The 2,987-nt window shown below is 31.7% G+C and carries 5 protein-coding genes; all 5 read left to right on the top strand.

What is annotated here, in order from left to right; genetic code table 11:
• The first annotated feature begins 897 nt into the window (after window positions 1-897).
• The 5 genes from A9G30_RS10195 to A9G30_RS10185 all read left to right on the top strand — a co-directional run bounded on the left by A9G30_RS10195 (window position 898) and on the right by A9G30_RS10185 (window position 2,937).
• Window positions 898-1,263 (top strand): hypothetical protein, encoded by a 366-nt coding sequence (locus A9G30_RS10195; protein WP_065579970.1) that lies wholly within the window; start codon window positions 898-900, stop codon window positions 1,261-1,263.
• Complete coding sequence (locus tag A9G30_RS10190; protein ID WP_065588884.1) at window positions 1,256-1,696, top strand: hypothetical protein; 441 nt, start codon at window positions 1,256-1,258, stop codon at window positions 1,694-1,696. Before A9G30_RS10195 ends, A9G30_RS10190 begins: the two co-directional genes overlap by 8 nt.
• 186 nt (window positions 1,697-1,882) lie before the next feature.
• Complete coding sequence (locus tag A9G30_RS13705; RefSeq protein ID WP_081301505.1) at window positions 1,883-2,101, top strand: RHS repeat-associated core domain-containing protein; 219 nt, start codon at window positions 1,883-1,885, stop codon at window positions 2,099-2,101.
• A 6-nt stretch (window positions 2,102-2,107) separates the two neighbouring features.
• Window positions 2,108-2,467, top strand: a complete 360-nt coding sequence (locus A9G30_RS13700; RefSeq protein WP_141674479.1) for a hypothetical protein — start codon at window positions 2,108-2,110, stop codon at window positions 2,465-2,467.
• Between the two features lie 92 nt (window positions 2,468-2,559).
• Window positions 2,560-2,937 carry an SMI1/KNR4 family protein gene (locus tag A9G30_RS10185; RefSeq protein WP_065567508.1) on the top strand — a complete coding sequence of 126 codons (378 nt, stop codon included), beginning with the start codon at window positions 2,560-2,562 and terminating at the stop codon, window positions 2,935-2,937.
• The last annotated feature ends 50 nt before the right edge of the window (window positions 2,938-2,987 follow it).

The raw sequence follows: 2,987 nt of genomic DNA, 5'->3' as shown, positions 1-2,987 counted from the left end.
GATCGTAGACTGACTCAAAATTAAGATATATTTTGAGTCAGTCTACGATCTAGAGAAAAAACAGTACATCAGTAATATTAGTTTGTCAGTTTTTAATTGGTCATTTTTCCAAGCAAACGTTTTTATTGTCAATGATTTGAATAATAGTTTTGAACAAAAAAAGTTACTTAGACATGAATTAGAGTTTTTTGAATATATTCAGAAAATATTTATTGAAAAAAATAATCTTATATTACAGGGATACAGTAAAGAATCTGGATATTGGCTAGAGTATTGTTTCGTAGATAGTGATTTTTACTTAGAACCATATTTAACATAAAGATAGCAACATATATATTAGGGATAAAACCGGAAAAGTTAACCGATTCAAATAGCAAAATACTGAGAGTATGCCGCTACCAGCTCTGGAGTAAACGGATTCAGGAAATTGAGCACGGAAAGAGAAACCAGATTGCATTACAAAACTTTCAGGTTCGGATGTAGGATATTGACTATGCCCGCCCCAATTGGATTAGTTGCTAGGTTTAAACTATATGAGTATACGCCTAATGGGTTGACTTGAGTTGATCATTTAGGAATGAATGCTCACCATATAAGGCAAAAAGCAATTATGCAAAATCTTGTCAAAGGGTATGATCCCTGCTACTTTATTTCCCAGAGCTAGAACATAGGCTCCTTAAAAAAGATGAAGTTGAAATTGTTGCACGTAGTAAAATTAACTCTAAAACAGGAAAACAATTTAGTAGTATTAGAAAGTTATTAGCTAGAGATATACGTAAGCTAAGAAGGGGTTACCCACAAATACCCAATAGTGCTTTTCAGAAATTAATCGCCAAAAATAAAGAAATGTATCCAGAAATGAATAAAGCAAAACCTAATAGAAAAAGAGGTTGTTAAATGGGTAAAATAAGAAAAGATGAATTAGTAGTTACCTCACTCTTATCTGAACTTTTAGATGATGCACTTGAATATTATAAAATTCATTTAAGTGATTCAAGTGAATCTACAAACGTTAATGATCCTTTTGCAAGAGCAAGAAGTATTATCACAAAGCTATCAGATAAAGACCAAGAAAAGATTTTTAATTTTCTGCGTATAGTAATAGTAGATACAATGTCTGCGGTTTTTGGAACCATAGACGGTACACATTTCCCACCGAATATTAGTGGTGATTTCATGCTTGAGTATGATGGAGAAGAAATACAAGGTTCATTGCAAGATGAGTTAATTGCAAAAGCAGAAGAGATTGGTGTCTATGATTAATGAATTCATCATTAAAAAAGTAAAAAATTTCTTTTACGATACCTCTAAACGACTGGTAAGCCAAAAACACAGTAGACAAGGTTACAACAATCCCATCCAATTAGAACATGAGGTATTTATGGCTTTGGATTTTATGGCATCAAATAATCAAAAGAAAATAGATGGAAACACACCGGTATTTTCACTTGAGAAGTCTGATTATGATAAACTTTTCAATAATGCGAAACCATTAAATCAATACCCAATAATAAAAAAATTTGATGATTACTATGCTGATACTACTATTTTATATGGAGAAATTCAGCCCTTAATAAAAGAATTAGAAAGCCTTATTAAAACAAAAAAGCTACAGCTTGAATCAATTATTCATTTTATTGATTTTCTGGAAAAATCATTTAATAATGGTTTAAATGTATATATATTCTGTGACTAAGCGACCTGATTAATACCTCAAAATCAAAATAAAGCGAGCTCTACAACCATAGCTACTTCTTGTGAGATGGCTTAACAATAATTAAGAAAACCGGCCCGAATCATCCTACCAGCCTATATATCTATACCGACCAGAACAGCTACGAACCGCTAGCACGTATAGGCACAGACGGCAACCAAGAACAACATATCCGCTATTTCCACACCGATCTGCACGGCTGTCGGGAAGAACTTACCGATACAACAGAATCTCAGATATCAAGGACAATATTTAGACAGTGAAACCAGTTTACATTACAATACTTTCAGGTACGATAATCCGGATATAGGACGCTTTACACAACTGGGTTTGATTGGACTGTTGGGTAGCTTTAATCTGTATCAATATGCGCCAATCAAATCGTAGGGATTAATATGTAAAGCTCCAAATGGCTATAAAAAAGGCGATGTAAACATACATGGTAACTTATCGCCTAATGCAAATAGAGCTTCAGGCCATAAAAACACTAGATCTGATGCATTCGTACAAAGCCATCATCCAATACAAGCTGCTTGGACTAAAAGAAATATAACTAGTTATCGAAGAAATGTTGCACCAGCGGCATTATTACAATCTTTTTCTGGTTTACTACATGCTAACATTAGTCGTGCACAAAGAACTAGAAACTCACTTAATGGAGAATGGAATACAACCTTAAAACAAGAATTCAATATAAGTTACAGAGAAATACTTCACGCCGGTGTACCTAAAGCACAAGCAAAAAAGCGTTAAATGATTCTTACAAATATTTCGATAGCATTAGAAATGCTAATATAAATAATCCTTTTTTGACTTATAGAATATTAATTGAATGGTAAATTTTTATGGAAAAGAAATTAATTATAGAAATATTGTATACTCTTGAAAAAGAAATGAATATCAAATTTCCAAGTTTATATGTACGATTTTTGTCAGAAGAGGTTCAAGATAAAGAGCCGTATGAATTAATCACTGAAAAAGAAGAATATATATACATATATAACATATATGACATTCAAGAAAGAAATGATGTATATAGTATACAAAACATTGCACCCAATTATTTTTTAATAGGTCAAGATGGTGATGTAGGCTATTTTATATACGTCAAGAAAAATAATGAGTCTGATAATATATATAGTTTGGATTTAGGTGCTTTAGGCTCTTTAGAAATGAATAACGAGGCAACTGATATTTATCATTTAGGGAAATATATCGAATGACATATTTTTCAACATAAATAATACTAACCATATAATTTTATTATAGAATT

Source organism: Gilliamella sp. Fer4-1, from assembly GCF_001690515.1.
In the GTDB taxonomy this organism is placed as follows: Bacteria; Pseudomonadota; Gammaproteobacteria; order Enterobacterales; family Orbaceae; genus Gilliamella; species Gilliamella apicola_C.
The sequence above is the reverse complement of the archived record's forward strand: the minus strand, read 5'-3'. Positions and strand labels throughout refer to the sequence as shown.